This window comes from Kaistia sp. MMO-174 (assembly GCF_037147815.1).
In the GTDB taxonomy this organism is placed as follows: Bacteria; Pseudomonadota; Alphaproteobacteria; order Rhizobiales; family Kaistiaceae; genus Kaistia; species Kaistia nematophila.
In genome coordinates this window covers 237037-253613 of record NZ_JBBCUO010000001.1, presented here as the reverse complement: position 1 = coordinate 253613, position 16577 = coordinate 237037, and the positions used below count along the sequence as shown (strand labels likewise).

Genomic DNA, 16577 nt, shown 5'->3' with positions numbered 1-16577 from the left:
CGCGGGCCCAGAAAGGTCAGGCCTTGGCGGCGTGATCGGCGAAATAGTGGATCGCCCGGTCCAGCGGCGCGATAGCCGCGGCGTCGAGCACCAGCCGTGGCCCGTCGACCGGCCGCTTCTCGCCTTTCTGCGCCGCGACCCAGCCATCGGCATCCTGCAAGGTGCTCAAGGTCGAGGATGTGCCCTTGGCGAGGTAGTGGATCGGGATGACGATCTTCGGCTTCAGCCGGTCGACGATCGCCGTCGCCTGCGCGTCGCTCAGGATGTGCTGTGAACCGTCCACCGGCAAAGTCAGCACATCGACCCGGCCCCAGCGCTGCCAGACGTCCTCCGGTGGATTGTGCCGGTTATCGCCCCAGACCAGGATCCGTACCCCGCCGGTCTCGACCAGATAGGTGACATTGTCGAGATGACCGGGATTGTTCGGCGGATAGGGGTCCTGCCCGCCCTCCTTCACCGCGTTGATCCACTTGTACCAGCCGGGCTGGTCCGTCGCGTGCTTGTCCGCGATGCCCGTGACCGTCACGTCGGCAAAGGCCCAGGTGCCGACCAGCCGATCCAGGATCGCGGTGGCGTCGAGACGGTCGAGCGCGTCATGATCGAAATGAGTATGGGTCGACAGGCCGACATCGACGGTGATGCGCGGGAATTCGCCCGGGAACCAGATGCCCCATGCGCCCGAGGGGTCGTTGCGCCACGGATCGAAGGCAAGCGTCAACCCGGACGGGCTGGTGATGCGAAACGCGCTGTGACCGAAATAGTCGAAGATCACCGGACCGGCCTTGCCGGCTGCGCTCGCGTTCTGCAGGTCGATGACGTGGTTGTTGTTGCCGGCCTGCTTCCAGGCCACGGACTGGGCCGCTGCCCCGGATGGCCGCAGCACGCCGCCAACCGCCACCGTCGCCAATGCAGCTGAAGTAATAAAGCTTCGCCGTCGCAATCCGCGCGCCGGACCCTTTTCAGTATTATTTTCCTCTTCGTCAAATTCTTCCGACATATTTGTTTTCCATGCCAATAATGTGCTTCAACGCAGACCATGATTGGCGCGGATTGGCGGAATAACTAACATCTTCGGTTTCAAATACGCGCGAATGCGTGACAAATATTTCCGCCCCGATGCCGTTTCCTGCATCGGGAAGCGATGCCGGCGGCCGCTCCGGCGTCGAGGCATTGACGCCGGACAGACGGCCTCCTATTCCACATATATGCAATAGCGCTCAGTGTAGCGAAGGATCCCGCAATGAAGTCCGGACCGCGAACGAAGGCCACCGACGCCAGTCCGGAGGAGACCAGCGCTCCGCGCCGCTCGCGCGTCAGCGGGATGGATCGCGCGCTGCAGGTCCTCGACCATCTCTACACCTCCGGCGAACCGGCCGGCAGCTACGCCATCGCCAAAGCCGTCGGCGCACCGCTCTCGACCGCCTATGTCATCATCGACGAACTGGTCGAACGCGATCTGCTGTCGCGGCGTCCGGACGGCCTCGTCTGGCTCGGGCCCCGGCTCTACCACTACGGACTGGCCTATGCGCGGACGCTCGATTTCCTCGGCGAAGCCAGCCATGTCATGCATGAACTCGGCCGCGAAATCGGCGAAACCGTGCAGATCTGCGGCCGCGACGGCGACCACATGGTGGTGCTGGCGATGGCGGACGGACCCGGCCATTTCCGCGTCATGTCGGAGGTCGGCACGCGGGTTCCCCTGAACTGGACCGCGTCGGGCCGGCTGCTGATCGGCCACCTGCCGGATGCCGAGCGGATCGCCGTCTTCAAGCGCAGCGCCAAGGCCTCCCCGACGGAGCGGGCCATGACCGACGCCGCAGCGCTCTCCGAACTTGCGGAAGAAGCGTTCAAGAAGCGCCTCTCGATCCAGATCAGCGAGACGGATTTTCTCGTCTCCTGCGTCGCGTCGCCCATCTGCGACGCGTCGGGCGCCTGCGTGGCGACGATCTCGATCGTGCTGCCGGAACACAAGGTCGTCGCCAACCCCGAGCTCTACGGCAAGGCGGTCTGCGACGCCTCCGAGGCGATCGAGCGCAAGCTGGGCTGGCGCAAGCGCTGAGGCGCCGGCCTTCAGTCGACGGCGATCACTGCCTCGATCTCGACGGTGATCCGGTTCGGCAGCGACCCCATGCCGACGGCGGAGCGGGCATGACGCCCCCTCGCCTCGCCGAACACGTCGAGGAAGAGGTCCGAGCAGCCGTTGATCACCTGCGGATGCTGGGTGAAATCCGGCACGGCGTTCACCATGCCGAGCAGCTTGACCACCCGCCGCACCCGATCGAGCGAGCCGAGCGCATCCTGCATGACCGCGAGCAGATTGATGCCGGTGATGCGGGCGTGCTGATAGGCCTGCTCGACCGTGACGTCCTCGCCGACGCGGCCATGATGCTCGAAGCCGTCTGGCTGCATCGGACCTTGCCCGGACAGGAACAGCAGATTTCCCTCGCGCACATGGGTGACGAAATTCGCGACCGGCGGCGGCGGGCTCGGCAGTTCGATGCCCAGACTGCGCAGGCGGGCAGACGCAGAGCCCTCCCCGGCAAGGAGGACGGCAGAGAGATTGTCGCTCATTCCATGACCCGTTTCCTGCCCCGCGTCGGAGCTTGACCCGCACCGCGCCACCAACACCTGACGACGCCGGAGACCGACCGCCAGCCACCCGTCCGATCGCGATGCAATTCCATAACTACGTAATTGCGCTCATTAAAGCGGAACGTTAGCATCCTCTTCGACGAGGTCAAGCCCGGCGACCGGATGCTCCGGCAACGCCGATCGCCGACCGGACGGACGGGGACGAAGAAGATGCACGAACAATCTGCGCCCGCCGGCCGCCTGGCCGGCAAGGCCGCCATCGTGACCGGCGCCGCAGGCGGCATCGGCCGCGCGACGGTGGAAGCCTTCCATCGCGAAGGCGCGATGGTCGTCGCGATGGACCTCGCCGCCCCGCTGGCCGCGGCGCGGTTCGACGCATCCGGCATCATCAAGATCGCCTGCGACCTCGCCGACCGCGACGCGATCCGCGCCGCAACCGACGAAGCGGTGGCCAAGCTCGGCGGCCTCGACATTCTCGTGGCCGGCGGCGCGCTGAAGGGCGGCACCGGCAATTTCGTCGATCTCGGCGACGCGGACTGGGATCGCTACATCGACGTCAACCTGACCGGCACTTTCCTCGCCTGCCGCGCCGCCGCGCGCGCCATGGTCGCAGGCGGCAAGGGCGGCCGGATCATAACCATCGGCTCGGTCAACTCGTTCCTGTCGGAACCGGAGGCCGCCGCCTATGTCGCCGCCAAGGGCGGCGTCGCGATGCTGACCCGCGCCATGGCGGTCGACCTCGCCAGATACGGCATCCTCGCCAACATGATCGCGCCCGGCCCCGTCGACGTGACCGGCAACAATACCGGCTACAGCGAACCGAAACTGGCGGGCGAAGTGCGCGACGAGGTGGCGCTCGGCCGCCCTGGCCTGCCGGATGAAGTCGCCACCGCCGCCGTCTTCCTGGCCGAAGGCGGATCGAGCTTCATTACCGGTTCGACCATCACCATCGACGGCGGCATGTCGGCGATGATCTTCGGCGGCATGCGGGGAAGCTGACACAACGAGCCTCGCTAAGCGGGGCATCAGATGATGGAGGGCGGGATTTGCATACGGTTCACACACTGGAGCGCGAGATCGGCATGCCGCCGCGCATCCTTCAGCGTGAAGCCGTGATGTCACGGCAGCAGCGTATCGAACTCGACCGTCGCGAGCCTGCGGACCGTCTCGCAGATCGCGCCGACGTCGCAGTCGGAGATGTCCTGGATCGCGACCTTGCCGCCATGGAACAGCGCGTCGCCCGCCACCAGCATCTTTCGGCGCGGCGTCGTGACGAGGTAGGAGACGTGGTCGCGGCTATGGCCGGGCGTCTCGATCAGCTGGACCGAAACATCGCCGAAGTGCCGCACCTCGTCCGCCTGCCAGACGCCGTCGACCGGGCATGCGCGATAGGCGTAGTCGGGCGGATAGACACCGCCACGCTTTGCCTTGCCGAGGCTGATGCCCTCTTCGTCACCCTTGGCGACCATCGCCGCCGTCGCCGCTCCCGCGTGGACCGCCAGCCCGAGCCGCTCGCGCAGCGCCGCCGCGCCGCCGGAGTGGTCGGCATGGCCATGGGTGAGGAGCAGATGCCGGATGCTGGCCGGATCGATGCCGTCACCGGCGAGGACATCGAAGACAAGATCCGGATCGCGGCCGGCGCCGGCGTCGAACATCAACCAGCCGTCCTCCGCCCCGACCAGAAACACATTGCAGTCGAAAGCGTCGGTCAGGTCGAACCCGCCGCCGCCACTCATCACCAGGTGCAGTCCCTCTTCGATGCGCACGTCCGTCTCGGCTCTCGCTCAGGGTTGAAGGAGCGATGGCAGCGGCCACCGCGGGCTTACGAATTTCTGGAAATCGCGACGGAACGGGCGCGTGCCCGCAACGTCGCCAAGGCTTGAATCACGAAGGATCTAGAGAATGCATACGGGTGCCTTTTCCGACATATCCTGGGACCAGGACGGCAAGCAGGTCGGCTTCTTCAGCTTCCCCTATTCGATCGACCGCTCGCCCTACTACCAGATCAAGATGCCGGTCTGCCGGATCCGGAACGGCGATGGGCCGAGCCTGGTGCTGATGGCGGGCAACCATGGCGACGAGTACGAAGGCGAACTGACGCTGCTGAAGGCGACGCGGCTGATCGAGGCTGCCGACATCCGCGGTTCGCTCACCATCCTCACCGCCGCGAATACGCCGGCCGTGATGGCTGCCAAGCGCTGCTCCCCCTTCGACGGCGGCAACATGAACCGCGCCTTTCCCGGCAATCCGTTCGGCGGCCCGACGCAGCGCATGGCGCATTTCATCGAGCACGAGATCTTCCCGCGCCATGACGTCGTGCTCGACCTGCATTCGGGCGGCACCAGCATGGATCACCTGATCTGCAGCCTGATCGAGCGGCTCGGCGACGGCGAGCGCTACGCGCGCGGGCTGGAGCTGATGCGGTCGATGCGACTGCCCTACGGCATGATCGCCGACAACGGCCCGGATTCGCCGACCTCGATGGCGGCGGCGCTGCGGGCCGGCTGCATCGCGCTGTCGGGCGAATTCGGCGGCGGCGCCACCGCCACCAAGGCGAGCATGGCCGTCACCCAGCGCGCCGTCGACAACCTGCTGCAGGCGCTCGGCATCACCAGCCGGCCGATCCTCTATCTCGACGACGATCGCGGTCCCGAGACCGTGGTGCTCTCGACCGGCGGACAGTCGCTGTTCGTCTATGCCGAGCGCGAAGGCTGGTTCGAGCCCGCGGTCGACATCGGCGACACGGTCGCGGCCGGCGACATCTGCGGCTGGCTGCACGACCTGGAACGGCCGCTGGAGGAGCCGCAGGTGCTGCGCTTCCAGGAAGGCGGCATCGTGCTGACCCGGCGCCTGCACACGCACAGCCAATCGGGCGACTGCCTGATGAACCTCGCCCGCTTCGAATGAGCCGCGACGGCACATGAAGGGCTGCCGGGTCGGGAGGCGCGGAAGACGGCGGGGCATCGCGGAGGCCTCTGCGGTGACAGTTCGTGCATCCCGGGCCTTGACCCGGCAGGTCACAATGGTAGGCTTCTGTTGTAATGAATTCAATTCTATAACTATAGAATAATCAATTCCACCGCCGGGCCAGAACGGCCCCACCGGCAGACCGGCTCGCAGAAGACCGGCACGCCGGATCCGGGGTCGGCACGGCGCATGCAAGTCCAGAGACCAGCAACGGGGAACGACATGTTGAGATCCAGATTCCTGACGGCCGGCGCCGCGATGCTCGCGACCGCTCTCTCCGCAACCACGGCGCTCGCCGACATCACCATCCTGGCATGGCCGGGCGAACCGGCCGAGTCCGCCTTCCGCAAGGTGCTCGACCTCTACAATTCGACCGAGGGCGCCAAGAACAATTCGAAGGCCTCGGTCATTTATTTCAGCCAGCAGGGCTTCAAGGAGAAGATGCTGGCCGACGTCGCCGCCGGCTCGAAGGAATTCGACGTCATGCTGACGGCGACCTATGACGTCGGCCTCTATGCGCCGTTCATGACGCCGATCGACGATCTCGTCACCGATGACGTCTACAAGGTCGTCTCGAAGAACTCGATCGAGACGCAGAAATATGAAGGCAAGACCTACGGCATCCCGACGGACCTGAGCCTGCATTTCCTCTATTACCGGAACGACCTGATCGACCAGCTCAACACCGATCCGGCCTGGAAGGCGAAGTATGAGGAGATCTCGGAGAAGATACTCGGCAAGAAGCTTTCGCCGAAGCCGGCTGACCAGTGGGACTGGGACGATTTCATCGCCTCGGCCCTGTTTTTCACCAAGTCGATCAATCCCGACAGCCCGACGCGCTACGGCACCGTTCTTCAGATGAAGAACCTGCTCTACAACATCATGCTGTGGCAGGGCACTGTCGCCTCGAACGGCGGCAACTGGCGCGACAAGGACGGCAACATCACAGTCGACTCGCCCGCCTACAAGCGCGGCCTCGAGATCTACAAGATCATCACCGACAACGAGGCGACGCCGGGCGACAGCTCGACCTATGAATATGGCGAGGCCAACAGCGTCTTCGGCGCCGGCCAGGTAGCCTTCATGCTGCAGTGGAATGCTGCCGTCCCGGAATTCAAGGACGCCACCAAGTATCCGGCAGTGGCCGGCAAGCTCGGCCTCAGCCACGAGCCCGCCGGTTCGGAGGGGCCCAAGACCCACTTCCACAGCCTCGGCCTCGGCATCAACAAGAACTCGGCCAAGCAGGACGAGGCCAAGGCGTTCCTTGCCTGGCTTGCGACGGCCGAGCCGATGAAGCTCTATGCCAAGGAAGGCGGCTCGCCGCCGCTCGCCGAGGGGCTGATGGCCGAGATCGCCGGCGACCGGCCGGAAATGCTGCTGATGGGCGAGCATGCGGCCAAGTACGGCTTCGTCATGGACGGCGCCACCAGCGCCAAGGCGCTGGCGATCTACACCAACATGGCCGAGAACTTCACCGGCTACTGGACCGGCGAGATCGAGCAGGACGAAGCGATCGCCAATGTCGTCGCCGACATGAAGAAGGCCTTCGCCCCGTAATTCCCGCCCGGTGAACACAGACTGTCGCGGGCGTTCCGCGACAGTCTCCGCGCCCAGGAGCCCGCATGTCCTACGCCAGTTTCGAGACCAAGGAGCAAGCCTCGGCGCGTGCCCTGCTCGTCCCCCTCTGTCTGTTTCTGGGCGCGCTGCTCGGCTTCCCGACGCTGATCAATCTCTGGTATTCGTTCAGCGACGTCTCATTCCAGAACATGCTCGGCAGCTTCGTCGGCGTGGAGAACTACGTCTCCGCCGTCACCAATCCGAAGATGTGGCAGGCGCTGCGCTTTTCGCTGCAATTCGCGGTCATCTGCACGGCGCTGGAAGTCGCCGCCGCGCTGATCCTTGTGTTCATCCTGCATCCGCTGCTGGTCAAGCGGCCCTGGATGACCGCCATCCTGATGCTTCCGATGATGGTGTCGCCGGCGCTGATGGGCGTCATGTACCGCCTGATCCTCAACGAATTCACCGGCGCCGTGCCCGTCTATCTCGAAATGATGGGCTATGCCGTGAACTTCCTCGGCCGCGGCAACATCTACAAGACCGTGATCGCCATCGAAGCGCTGCAGTGGACGCCCTTCGCCTTCCTGATCCTGCTGACGGCGCGCCAGACGGTTTCCTACGAACTGGAAGAGGCTGCCGCCGTCGACGGCGCCACGGGCTTCCGTTCGACCTTTCACATCCTGCTGCCGATGATGAAGCCGGCGCTGGTGATCGTCCTGTTCGTGCGCTTCATCGACAGCTTTCGCGTGTTCGACCACATCTACGTGCTCACGGGCGGCGGCCCCGGCAACCTCACCACCTCGATCAGCATCTACATCTACAAGCTGTTCTTCGTGCAGAACACGCTGGGCGAGGCGGTCGCCGTCTCGATCCTGCTGCTCCTGATGTCGCTGACCCTGATCGTGGTGGCGATGCGTCTCGTGGTCCGGAGGAGCTGACATGATCGTCTCGCGTCGCAGCCGGTTCGACAGTATCATCCACGCCCTGCGCTGGGTGGTGTTCGTCGCCGTCGCCTTGCTGGTCAATTTTCCGATCCTGTCGACCGTCCTGACCTCGTTCAAGACCAATGCCGACATCAACGCCTATCCGCCGAAGTGGATCTTCTCGCCGTCGCTCGAGCACTACCGGACCGTACTTGCCTCGCCGAATGTCGACTACGTCCACTACATCATGAACAGCGTCTTCATCGCGACCGTCGGCACGCTCTTCGCCATCATGCTGACGCTGCCGGCCGCCTACGCCATGGTGCGCCAGGGCGTAGGTCGCAATTGGCTGCTGCCCGTCATCACCAATCTGCGCGCGCTGCCGCTCATCATCTTCGCGATTCCGTTCTACTTCATGTACAAGCAGGCCGGCTTGCTCGACACCCGCATCGGCCTCGCGCTGATCAGCTGCATCATCAACATCCCGATCGCGCTGGTAATGTTCGTCGGCTTCGTTCAGGACGTGCCGCGCGAGCTCGATGACGCGGCCAAGATCGACGGCGCATCGATGTGGAAGACGCTCTGGCATGTCGTGCTGCCGTTGAGCCGGCCGGTCATGCTCGCCGTCTTCCTGCTCTCCTTCATCTACAGCTGGAACGAGTTCCTGTTCGGCCTGATCCTGACGACCAAGAGCGCCGTTCCCGTCACGGTGGGCGCCACCTTCTTCGTCACCTCGCGCGGCATCGAATGGGGGCCGACTGCGGCGGCCATGACCATCGGCATCTTGCCGCCGCTGATCCTCGGCCTGTTCGCCTATCCCTATATCGGCAAGTCGATGCTTGCCGGGGCGGTCAAGGGCTGACCGAGCCCTCCGCCCTTCGCACTCTGGAACGGGAATCCCATGCAACCCTCCGCCTATGCCGACGCCGCCGCCCGCATCCACGGCCATGTCCGCCGCACCCCGCTGGTGCCGGCGGCTCCGTCCCCGCGCCAGGGCGACGCGGCCGAGCTCTGGTTCAAGCCGGAATGCCTTCAGGTTTCGGGCTCGTTCAAGGCGCGCGGCGCCTTCAACGCGGTGCTTTCATTGCCGGAGGAGGTGCGGAAGCGCGGCGTCGTCACGGCGTCGGGCGGCAATTTCGGTGCGGCGATCGCCTATGCCGGACAGCAGCTCGACATTCCCGCCAGTGTCTGCGTCATGACTACCTCGACGGAGCTGGCGCGCCAGCGCATCGCCTCCTACGGCGCGGAACTGCACATCGTCGGCGCCTTCTGGGACCTCTCCTGGGAGGCGGGACGCGAGCTGGCGGAGGAACGTGGCGGCGCCCTCCTCCACCCCTTCGCCGACGAGGCGACGATCGCCGGCCAGGGCACGATCGGGCTCGAGATCCTCGAGGACATGCCGGATGTCGACACGGTGGTGATCTCCATCGGCGGCGGCGGGCTGATCGCCGGCATCGCCGAGGCGATCAAGCAGCGCAAGCCCGGCGTCCGCATCGTCGGCGTCGAGGCGGCCGGATGCCCGACGCTGTACGAATCCCGCAAGGCCGGCAAGCCGGTGATGATCGAGAACGTCGTCACCAACGTGCCGATCCTGGCGGCGCGCGCCACGGCGCCGATCAATTTCGAGATCATCGAGCGCTGCGTCGACGAACTGGTGCTGGTGCCGGAGGAGGAACCCATCCTGGCGGCGCAGTGGATGTGGAAGAATACCGGCCTCGCCGTCGAACTCGGCGCCGCGACGGCGGCCGCTGCCGTCCTCAACGGCCATGTGAAGGTCGCGCCGGGCGAGAAGACGGTCGTCGTCCTCTGCGGCAGCGGCAATGACGGGCTGGGGCTGAAGGGCTGAGCCAGCCCTCGCCTAAAACGAAAATCGACGCGCCCCGTGCCTCCGGGAGCGCGTCGATATCTGCGGCCTTCCGCCGGAATCAGCGAAGTCGTCTCCGACCTATGCCTTGGCGCGGCGCTCCAGCAGGGAGAAGAAGATGACGGTCATCGCCAGCACGATCACCAGCAGCACGAAGGCGGCGGCGGCGCCCTCATTGATCGACAGGCCCAGGAACGCCTGCCTGTAGGCGAAGAAGCTCAGCACTTCGGTCGAGGTGCCCGGGCCGCCCTTGGTCAGCACATAGGGCAGGTCGTAGGTGCGGAATTCATTGATCAGCTGGATGATCACCGTGATCGCCGCGACCGGGCGCAGCATCGGCAGGGTGATGAACCAGAACTGCTGCCAGCCGAGCGCGCCATCGACTTCGGCCGCCTCATAGGGCTCGCGCGGCAGCGATGCCAGGCCCGCCGCCAGGATCAGCACGACGAAGGACATCTGCTGCCAGATATCGATGCCGGCCATGGTCCAAAGCGCCAGATCGGGCGAGCCGAGCCAATCGAGCCGCGGCAGGCCGAGGGTTTCCATGACGTGATTGACGATGCCGAGATTGGGCTGCAGCAGCATGCGCCAGATCAGCGCGACACTGACTGGCGACATCGCCATCGGGATGGTCAGGATGGCGAAATAGATCGGCTTGGTACGGACGACGCGGTTCAGCATCAGCGCAATGCCGAGGCCGATGACGAACTCGCCGGTGACGGTGATGACCGAGTACTTCACCGTCAGCCAGGTCGCGTTCCAGAAGCGCTCGCTCGCCATCATCTTGGCGAAGTTGTCGACGCCGACGATCGGCAGGATCGCCGGCTTCAGCAGCGTATAGGACGAGACGGAGAGCACGCAGGCATAGACCAGCGGAAAGCCCATGACGACGGCAAGAAGGATCAGGCCGGGCGAGGCAAAGGCCCACCCCGTCCGCGCTTCGCGATGCGCCCAGTTCATCCAGCCTGTCATGAGGATCCGTCCGATGTTTGCCTGTCGAGCGCCGCAGCGCAGCCTACCGGTTGCCCGGGAACGGGAGCGCGCCGGACGCGCTCCCGCATTCGCATGAGGTCGCCGGACGGTTCCGGCGACCAGACCATTTGCCTGGCCCGTTACTTGGCGAGAAGCTCTTCGAGGCCCTTGGCCGCGCCCTTCAGCGCATCTTCCGTGGTCGCCTCGCCGCCGCCGGCCTGCGAGACATGCGTGCCGAGCACGTCCTCATACTGGGCGGAATAGGCGAAGATCGGGAACGACTTGCCGGTCGCGACGATCTCTTCGGCCGCCTTGTAGTAGGGATACTTCTCGAGCACCTTCGGGTCGCTGTAGACGTCGGAGCGAACCGGCGCGTGGCCCTGCAGGGCGCGGGCGACCGAGATGTCCTTGCTCTGCACCCACTGGATGAACTTCCAGGCCGCTTCCTGCTCTTCCGGGCTGACGTTCTTCGGAATGCCCCAGCCCCAGCCGCCGCTTTCGCCATGGCCGCCCGGCATGGTGGCCAGGGCAACCTTGCCGGCAACGTCCGGGCACTTCTCGGCATTGTCGATCTGCGGCAGCATCCACCAGTAGGTGACCATGCTGAACGCCTTGCCGCTGCACATCAGGCGCAGCGTATCGTCGAGATTGGCGGAGAGAGCGCCCTGCTGCGCGCCGTTCTTGATGTTGTCGACATAGAGGTCGAGCGCGACCTTGCCCTCGGGGCTGTCGAGCACGACCTTCTTGCCGTCGCCGAGATAGGCGCCGCCCGAAGCGAACAGGTAGTTGGAGAATTCCATGCTGTTCGGGTCGCCGCGCTGGCCCTGCATGGCCGCGCCCGCCACGCCGGCATTCGCCTTCATGAACTTCGAGATCTCGACATAGTCGGCGAGCGTCTTCGGCGGCGCCAGTTCCTTGCCGGTCGCCTTCTTGAAGGCTTCCTGCAGCTTCGGATCGGCGAGCAGGTCGGTGCGGTAGATCAGACCCATCGAGTAATTGTACATCGGCAGGATCTGGAGGCTGTCCTCGGTGCGGCCGAGCAGGTCGAGCGTCGAGGGGATGAACGGCTTCAGATCGTAGTTCGACTTCTCGATGAAGGGCTTCAGGTCGGCGAGCCAGCCGGCGGCCGGGAACTCGCCGGCCCAGAGGAAATCGACCTCGAGGAGGTTGTAGTAGCTCTGCGGCGAGACCAGCTGCGACACGAGCTTGTCGTGCATGTCGGGGTAGCCGATCTTCTCGAACTCGACCTTGATGCCGGTCTCCTTCTCGAAATCGGGCAGCAGCGTCTCGATGATCTGCGTCTCCGGCACATCCTCCATGAGGGCGCGCAGGACGATGTCGTCGGCGTAGGCGGGAGCCGTCGCCATCAGCGCGCCAGCACCGGCGGCCGCGAGTAGAATCCGTTTCAGCGTCATAACTATCTCCTCATTGTGCCGGTGGTGGGTGCCTTGCGGCTTATTTGACACCGCCGAACGTCAATCCCTGAATGATGAAGCGCTGGATGAAACGCGACGCGATCACGAGCGGCAGGATGGCCAGCACCACACCCGCCGAAACCTTGGCGATCTGCACGCCATTCGATGTCTGCAAGGCAGCCAGCGAAACCGGGATCGTGGCGGTCTGCGGCCCGCTCAACACGAGGGCGAACAGGAACTCGTTCCACGACAGAATGAAGCCGAGCACGCCGGCGGCGGCAAGGCCCGGCAGCGAGATCGGGATGACGATCCGCCAGAAGGCGCCCCAGGCGGTGGCGCCATCCGTCATCGCCGCCCATTCCATGTCGACCGGCACGCCCTCGAAGAAGCCCATCAGGATCCAGGTCAGGAACGGCAGGTTGAGCGCGGAATAGACGAGGATCAGGCCGGGCAGCGAATTGGTGAGGCCGGCGCCGCGCAGAAGCGCGAAGGCGGGAAGGACCAGCGCCACGGGCGGCAGCATCTGCGTCGCCAGGACGACGAAGCGGGCGAAGCGCCCGCCGGTGCGGAACCGGGCGAAGGCGTAGCCGGTGCAGGCGGCGAAGGGCAGCGCCACGATGACCGAGCCAAGCGCCACGATCAGACTGTTCACATAGAAGGTGCCAAACCGGTTCTTGGCGAAGAGGCCGGCGTAGTTGTCCAGCGTGAAGGCCGGGAGGATCTCCGTGCTGTAGGACATCGATTCCGGCACGAAGCTGGTGCGCAGCGCCCAGAGTGGCGGCAGAAGCACGACCACGCATGCCAGAATCAAACCGAAATGCAGGCCGAACTTGCGCATGGAACCCTCGCCTTAGCGACCGACCGGCAGAGGCGGCCGCGCGACCGCCTTGCCGGTTTCGGAATCGAAGAGATGCATCGGCTCGGCGTCGACATAGAGGTCGATCATCGAGTCCACCGGCGCGAACACATGCCGGCCCAGTCGCGCCTGGATTTCAATCGGCTTGTCGCGACCCAGCTGGCCGATCAGGATGTTTTCCGCCCCGAGCGCCTCGACGGCCACCACCTTGACGGTGATGCGCTGCCATTCCGGCCGCAGCTGGGCTTCGTAGATGTCCTCGGCGCGAATACCGGCCGTTATCGGGCCGCCCGCCTTCTGGACATAGGGCAGATAGTGCTTGTCGGGGACGGTGATCTTGGTCTCGGAATCGATCCGCACGACCAGCTTCTCGCCCTCGTGATCGAGCTCGGCCGGGATCAGATTCATCGGCGGCGTCGCCAGGAAGCGCGCCACGAAGGTGTCGGCCGGATTGGCGTAGACGTCGAGCGGACGGCCGGACTGGATCATCCGCCCTTCCTTCATGATGCAGATGCGGTCGCCCATCGTCATCGCCTCGACCTGATCATGCGTGACATGCACGATGGTGCGGCCGAGGCGGCGATGCAGCTTGACCAGTTCGAGCCGCATCTCGGCGCGCAGCTGCGCGTCCAGATTGGAGAGCGGCTCGTCGAGCAGGAAGGCTTCCGGTTCGCGCACGATGGCGCGGCCGAGCGCCACGCGCTGGCGCTGGCCGCCGGAAAGCGCGCCGGGCTTGCGCTGCAAGAGATGCTTGAGGCCGAGCAGTTCGGCGGCATTGGCCACCTTGCTGTCGATCTCGGCGAGGCCGACGCCGCGCATCTTCAGGCCGAAGGCCATGTTGTGCCAGACCGACATATGCGGATAGAGCGCATAGCTCTGGAACACGACGGCGACATTGCGGTCGCGCGGGGCGACGTTGTTGACGCTGCGACCGCCGATGCGGAGATCGCCCGACGATATGCTTTCAAGGCCGGCGATCATGCGGAGCGTGGTGGACTTTCCGCAACCGGACGGGCCCAGGAAAATCACGAATTCGCCGTCCTCGATCTTCAGATCAACGTCGCGCACACCGTAGGCGCCGTTGGCGTAGATCTTGGATACTTGATCGAGCTCGATGGATGCCATCTTCGTCCCTCGTAGGGTGAGAACCTCTCGGCTCCCGTTCTGCCCTCCGCAATTTGCCGGCCCATGGCCGACACCTTCCAGCGCAAGCGAGCCGATTGTATGCGCACAAATTCAAACGCCTCAAGAATGATTTTTGGGCGATCGTGTTTATTTTTTACCCGAACTAACGGAACGGCATCGCCAGCCACAATCCAACCCATTGTACAATATAAGAAAATTATGGAGCGACGGTTTGTGACAATTCTGTTCAAATTTCCGACGCCCGCCAACATCAACACGTTCGAACAAGAAAACATGAATCGTGTTTGAATTTGTTTATATACCTGCTATGCATGAAGCGACTCCACCGCGGCCTCGTCCGCCGCCGCAAGGCAGCGGAAACATGCAGGGAAGTTGAGTGACCCAGTCGCCGATCACCAGCCGGAAACCCGATCCAAGCGCCGCGGCGCGCGCCCGCATCCTGCCGGAAATGCGCCATGCCGCCATCCTCGACGCGCTCCGCTCGACCGGAGCCGTGCTGGTCGCCGATATTGCGGCGCAGCTGCAGGTCTCCGACATGACCGTGCGGCGCGACCTGGTCGAACTCGAGCGCGCCGGCCGGCTCATCCGCACCCATGGCGGCGCTGTCAGCGCCGTCGGCACCACCACCGTGTCGATGGACAGCGAGGAGCCGAGCTTCGATGCCAGGCTCCGCCGCCAGCATGAAGCCAAGGAACGCATCGCCGCCGCGGCCGCCGCCCTTTCCATGGCGCATCGTACCATCGCGCTCGATGTCGGCACCACGACCTATCTGATCGCCGACCATCTGCGCGAGCGGGCTCATGCCAAGGTCTTCACCAACAGCGTGCGCGTCGCCGCCCTGCTCGGCTCGAGCCAGGCCGAGGTCTATCTCGCCGGCGGCCGGGTCCGGCGCGACGAACTTTCCGTCGGCGGCGCCGAGGCGGTCGCCCAGTTCGAGAAGCTCTGGTTCGACATCTGCTTCATCGGCCTGTCCGGCCTGACGGAAAGCGGGCTGTTCGACTACTCGTTCGAGGATGTCGACCTGAAGCAGGTCTATCTCAACCGGTCCGGCCTGAAGGTTGCATTGTGCGACTCGTCCAAGTTCCAGCGCATGTCGCTGGTGCATGTCGCCCCGCTAACCGAGATCGATGTTCTGATCACAGACGCGCCGCCGCCCCCCGAAATCGCCGCGGCGCTCAAGGCCGCCAGGGTCGACGTCCACGTCGCCCCCTGAGGTTCACCCTTCCCCCGTTTCTCTCGCAATGGAGCAGACCATGGTTTTTGACTTTTTCGGCGACAAGAAGAAGGTCGTCATCTCGATGTCGCATATCGGCGCCCTGCCGGGTGCGCCGCTTTATGACGCCAAGGGTGGCCTGAACAAGCTCATCGACGACGCCCTCGCCGACGTGGAAAAGCTGCAGGCCGGCGGCGTCGACGCCATCATGTTCGGCAACGAGAACGACCGCCCCTATGTCTTCAAGGGCTCGCCTGAATCGATCGCCGCCATGTCGGCCATCGTCCAGGCGATCAAGCCGGAGCTGAAGGTGCCGTTCGGCGTCAACTACCTCTGGGATCCGATCGCCTCGGTCTCGATCGGCGCCGTCACCGGCGCGTCCTTCGTGCGCGAGATCTTCACGGGCGTGTTCGCCTCCGACATGGGCATCTGGGAGCCGAACTGCGCCGAGGCCTCGCGGCTGCGCCACAATCTCGGCCGCGATGACATGAAGCTGCTCTTCAACATCAACGCCGAGTTCGCCCACTCGCTCGACCAGCGCCCGATCGAGCTGCGCGCCAAGAGCGCCGTCTTCTCGTCGCTCGCCGACGCCATCCTGGTCTCCGGCCCGATCACCGGCGAGCCGGCCGACGCGTCGAACCTGCGCAAGGTCGCCGAGACGGTCAAGAACGTGCCGATCTTCGCCAATACCGGCGTTAACATCGACAACGTCACCGACATCTTCAACTTCGCCTCGGGCGTCGTCATCGGCACGCACTTCAAGGTCGACGGCTACACCTGGAACGCCGTCGACGGCGACCGCGTCAAGCGCTTCATGGACAAGGTCAACTCGCTGCGCTGATCCCTTGAATGCCCCTTCCGGCCGGACGCCTCCGGCCGGAAGGACCCTGCCCCACCCGGATGCGCCGCGCCATATGTGGGCGAATTGTCATACAATCAGACCACCGCGCAAAATTCTCGCACCTTCCCCAGCGTCGGCCATACCTTCCCTGCCAATCATCGTTTGAATGCAAAGCGGATTCGCCTTAGACGAGGGTGCGCGGTTGCGCGGGCCCGCGAAGGCATGCGCGCA

Annotated in this window: 16 protein-coding genes; 9 read left to right on the top strand and 7 right to left on the bottom strand. The window is 64.8% G+C overall.

The window, feature by feature from the left end; all coding sequences use genetic code 11:
* Nucleotides 1–16 precede the first annotated feature (16 nt).
* Entirely contained in the window at nucleotides 17–850 is an 834-nt protein-coding gene (locus WFK98_RS01030) for an MBL fold metallo-hydrolase (protein WP_336798980.1), read from the bottom strand.
* Between the two features lie 390 nt (nucleotides 851–1240).
* On the opposite strand from WFK98_RS01030, the gene WFK98_RS01025 reads away from it, so the two are divergent.
* Entirely contained in the window at nucleotides 1241–2059 is an 819-nt protein-coding gene (locus tag WFK98_RS01025) for an IclR family transcriptional regulator (protein WP_266340862.1), read from the top strand.
* Nucleotides 2060–2070: 11 nt separating this feature from the next.
* Here WFK98_RS01025 and WFK98_RS01020 read toward each other — a convergent pair whose 3' ends face one another.
* The gene (locus tag WFK98_RS01020; protein ID WP_266340861.1) at nucleotides 2071–2571 is read right to left on the bottom strand and encodes a RidA family protein; all 501 of its coding nucleotides are present in this window, start codon (nucleotides 2569–2571) and stop codon (nucleotides 2071–2073) included.
* A 231-nt stretch (nucleotides 2572–2802) separates the two neighbouring features.
* Between WFK98_RS01020 and WFK98_RS01015 the strand changes: the two genes are divergently transcribed.
* Nucleotides 2803–3591: an SDR family NAD(P)-dependent oxidoreductase gene (locus WFK98_RS01015; protein WP_336798979.1), complete on the top strand. Its 789-nt coding sequence runs from the start codon at nucleotides 2803–2805 to the stop codon at nucleotides 3589–3591.
* A gap of 119 nt (nucleotides 3592–3710) precedes the next feature.
* On the opposite strand, the gene WFK98_RS01010 is transcribed toward WFK98_RS01015, so the two are convergent.
* Nucleotides 3711–4358, bottom strand: coding sequence for an MBL fold metallo-hydrolase (locus tag WFK98_RS01010; RefSeq protein WP_336798978.1), 648 nt, complete (start codon nucleotides 4356–4358; stop codon nucleotides 3711–3713).
* Nucleotides 4359–4494: 136 nt separating this feature from the next.
* Between WFK98_RS01010 and WFK98_RS01005 the strand changes: the two genes are divergently transcribed.
* From WFK98_RS01005 to WFK98_RS00985, 5 genes are all read left to right on the top strand, one after another.
* A complete protein-coding gene (locus WFK98_RS01005) occupies nucleotides 4495–5499 on the top strand; it encodes a succinylglutamate desuccinylase/aspartoacylase family protein (RefSeq protein ID WP_336798977.1) in 1005 nt (334 codons plus the stop codon).
* A gap of 282 nt (nucleotides 5500–5781) precedes the next feature.
* On the top strand, nucleotides 5782–7116 hold the full coding sequence (locus WFK98_RS01000; protein ID WP_266340857.1) for an extracellular solute-binding protein: 1335 nt from the start codon (nucleotides 5782–5784) through the stop codon (nucleotides 7114–7116).
* Nucleotides 7117–7181: 65 nt separating this feature from the next.
* On the top strand, nucleotides 7182–8054 hold the full coding sequence (locus WFK98_RS00995; protein WP_336798976.1) for a carbohydrate ABC transporter permease: 873 nt from the start codon (nucleotides 7182–7184) through the stop codon (nucleotides 8052–8054).
* Between the two features lies 1 nt (nucleotide 8055).
* Nucleotides 8056–8901: a carbohydrate ABC transporter permease gene (locus WFK98_RS00990; protein WP_336798975.1), complete on the top strand. Its 846-nt coding sequence runs from the start codon at nucleotides 8056–8058 to the stop codon at nucleotides 8899–8901.
* Nucleotides 8902–8940: 39 nt separating this feature from the next.
* Nucleotides 8941–9885, top strand: a complete 945-nt coding sequence (locus WFK98_RS00985) for a threonine ammonia-lyase (protein ID WP_336798974.1) — start codon at nucleotides 8941–8943, stop codon at nucleotides 9883–9885.
* Nucleotides 9886–9984: 99 nt separating this feature from the next.
* Here WFK98_RS00985 and WFK98_RS00980 read toward each other — a convergent pair whose 3' ends face one another.
* The 4 genes from WFK98_RS00980 to WFK98_RS00965 form a co-directional block, all read right to left on the bottom strand.
* Nucleotides 9985–10875 (bottom strand): carbohydrate ABC transporter permease, encoded by an 891-nt coding sequence (locus tag WFK98_RS00980; RefSeq protein ID WP_336798973.1) that lies wholly within the window; start codon nucleotides 10873–10875, stop codon nucleotides 9985–9987.
* A gap of 140 nt (nucleotides 10876–11015) precedes the next feature.
* The gene (locus WFK98_RS00975) at nucleotides 11016–12290 is read right to left on the bottom strand and encodes an extracellular solute-binding protein (RefSeq protein ID WP_336798972.1); all 1275 of its coding nucleotides are present in this window, start codon (nucleotides 12288–12290) and stop codon (nucleotides 11016–11018) included.
* Nucleotides 12291–12330: 40 nt separating this feature from the next.
* On the bottom strand, nucleotides 12331–13128 hold the full coding sequence (locus tag WFK98_RS00970) for a carbohydrate ABC transporter permease (RefSeq protein ID WP_266340851.1): 798 nt from the start codon (nucleotides 13126–13128) through the stop codon (nucleotides 12331–12333).
* Between the two features lie 12 nt (nucleotides 13129–13140).
* On the bottom strand, nucleotides 13141–14271 hold the full coding sequence (locus tag WFK98_RS00965; RefSeq protein WP_266340850.1) for an ABC transporter ATP-binding protein: 1131 nt from the start codon (nucleotides 14269–14271) through the stop codon (nucleotides 13141–13143).
* Between the two features lie 469 nt (nucleotides 14272–14740).
* On the opposite strand from WFK98_RS00965, the gene WFK98_RS00960 reads away from it, so the two are divergent.
* Nucleotides 14741–15505 (top strand): DeoR/GlpR family DNA-binding transcription regulator, encoded by a 765-nt coding sequence (locus WFK98_RS00960; RefSeq protein ID WP_266340977.1) that lies wholly within the window; start codon nucleotides 14741–14743, stop codon nucleotides 15503–15505.
* Nucleotides 15506–15545: 40 nt separating this feature from the next.
* Complete coding sequence (locus WFK98_RS00955) at nucleotides 15546–16346, top strand: BtpA/SgcQ family protein (protein WP_266340849.1); 801 nt, start codon at nucleotides 15546–15548, stop codon at nucleotides 16344–16346.
* Nucleotides 16347–16577 lie beyond the last annotated feature (231 nt).

Bases quoted from the DNA above. Each gene is read 5' to 3' on its own strand.
- WFK98_RS01025 (WP_266340862.1), top strand. From the start codon at position 1,241: ATGAAGTCCGGACCGCGAACGAAGGCCACCGACGCCAGTCCGGAGGAG.
- WFK98_RS01020 (WP_266340861.1), bottom strand. From the start codon at position 2,571: ATGAGCGACAATCTCTCTGCCGTCCTCCTTGCCGGGGAGGGCTCTGCG.
- WFK98_RS01015 (WP_336798979.1), top strand. From the start codon at position 2,803: ATGCACGAACAATCTGCGCCCGCCGGCCGCCTGGCCGGCAAGGCCGCC.
- WFK98_RS01005 (WP_336798977.1), top strand. From the start codon at position 4,495: ATGCATACGGGTGCCTTTTCCGACATATCCTGGGACCAGGACGGCAAG.
- WFK98_RS01000 (WP_266340857.1), top strand. From the start codon at position 5,782: ATGTTGAGATCCAGATTCCTGACGGCCGGCGCCGCGATGCTCGCGACC.
- WFK98_RS00995 (WP_336798976.1), top strand. From the start codon at position 7,182: ATGTCCTACGCCAGTTTCGAGACCAAGGAGCAAGCCTCGGCGCGTGCC.
- WFK98_RS00990 (WP_336798975.1), top strand. From the start codon at position 8,056: ATGATCGTCTCGCGTCGCAGCCGGTTCGACAGTATCATCCACGCCCTG.
- WFK98_RS00985 (WP_336798974.1), top strand. From the start codon at position 8,941: ATGCAACCCTCCGCCTATGCCGACGCCGCCGCCCGCATCCACGGCCAT.
- WFK98_RS00980 (WP_336798973.1), bottom strand. From the start codon at position 10,875: ATGACAGGCTGGATGAACTGGGCGCATCGCGAAGCGCGGACGGGGTGG.
- WFK98_RS00975 (WP_336798972.1), bottom strand. From the start codon at position 12,290: ATGACGCTGAAACGGATTCTACTCGCGGCCGCCGGTGCTGGCGCGCTG.
- WFK98_RS00970 (WP_266340851.1), bottom strand. From the start codon at position 13,128: ATGCGCAAGTTCGGCCTGCATTTCGGTTTGATTCTGGCATGCGTGGTC.
- WFK98_RS00965 (WP_266340850.1), bottom strand. From the start codon at position 14,271: ATGGCATCCATCGAGCTCGATCAAGTATCCAAGATCTACGCCAACGGC.
- WFK98_RS00960 (WP_266340977.1), top strand. From the start codon at position 14,741: ATGCGCCATGCCGCCATCCTCGACGCGCTCCGCTCGACCGGAGCCGTG.
- WFK98_RS00955 (WP_266340849.1), top strand. From the start codon at position 15,546: ATGGTTTTTGACTTTTTCGGCGACAAGAAGAAGGTCGTCATCTCGATG.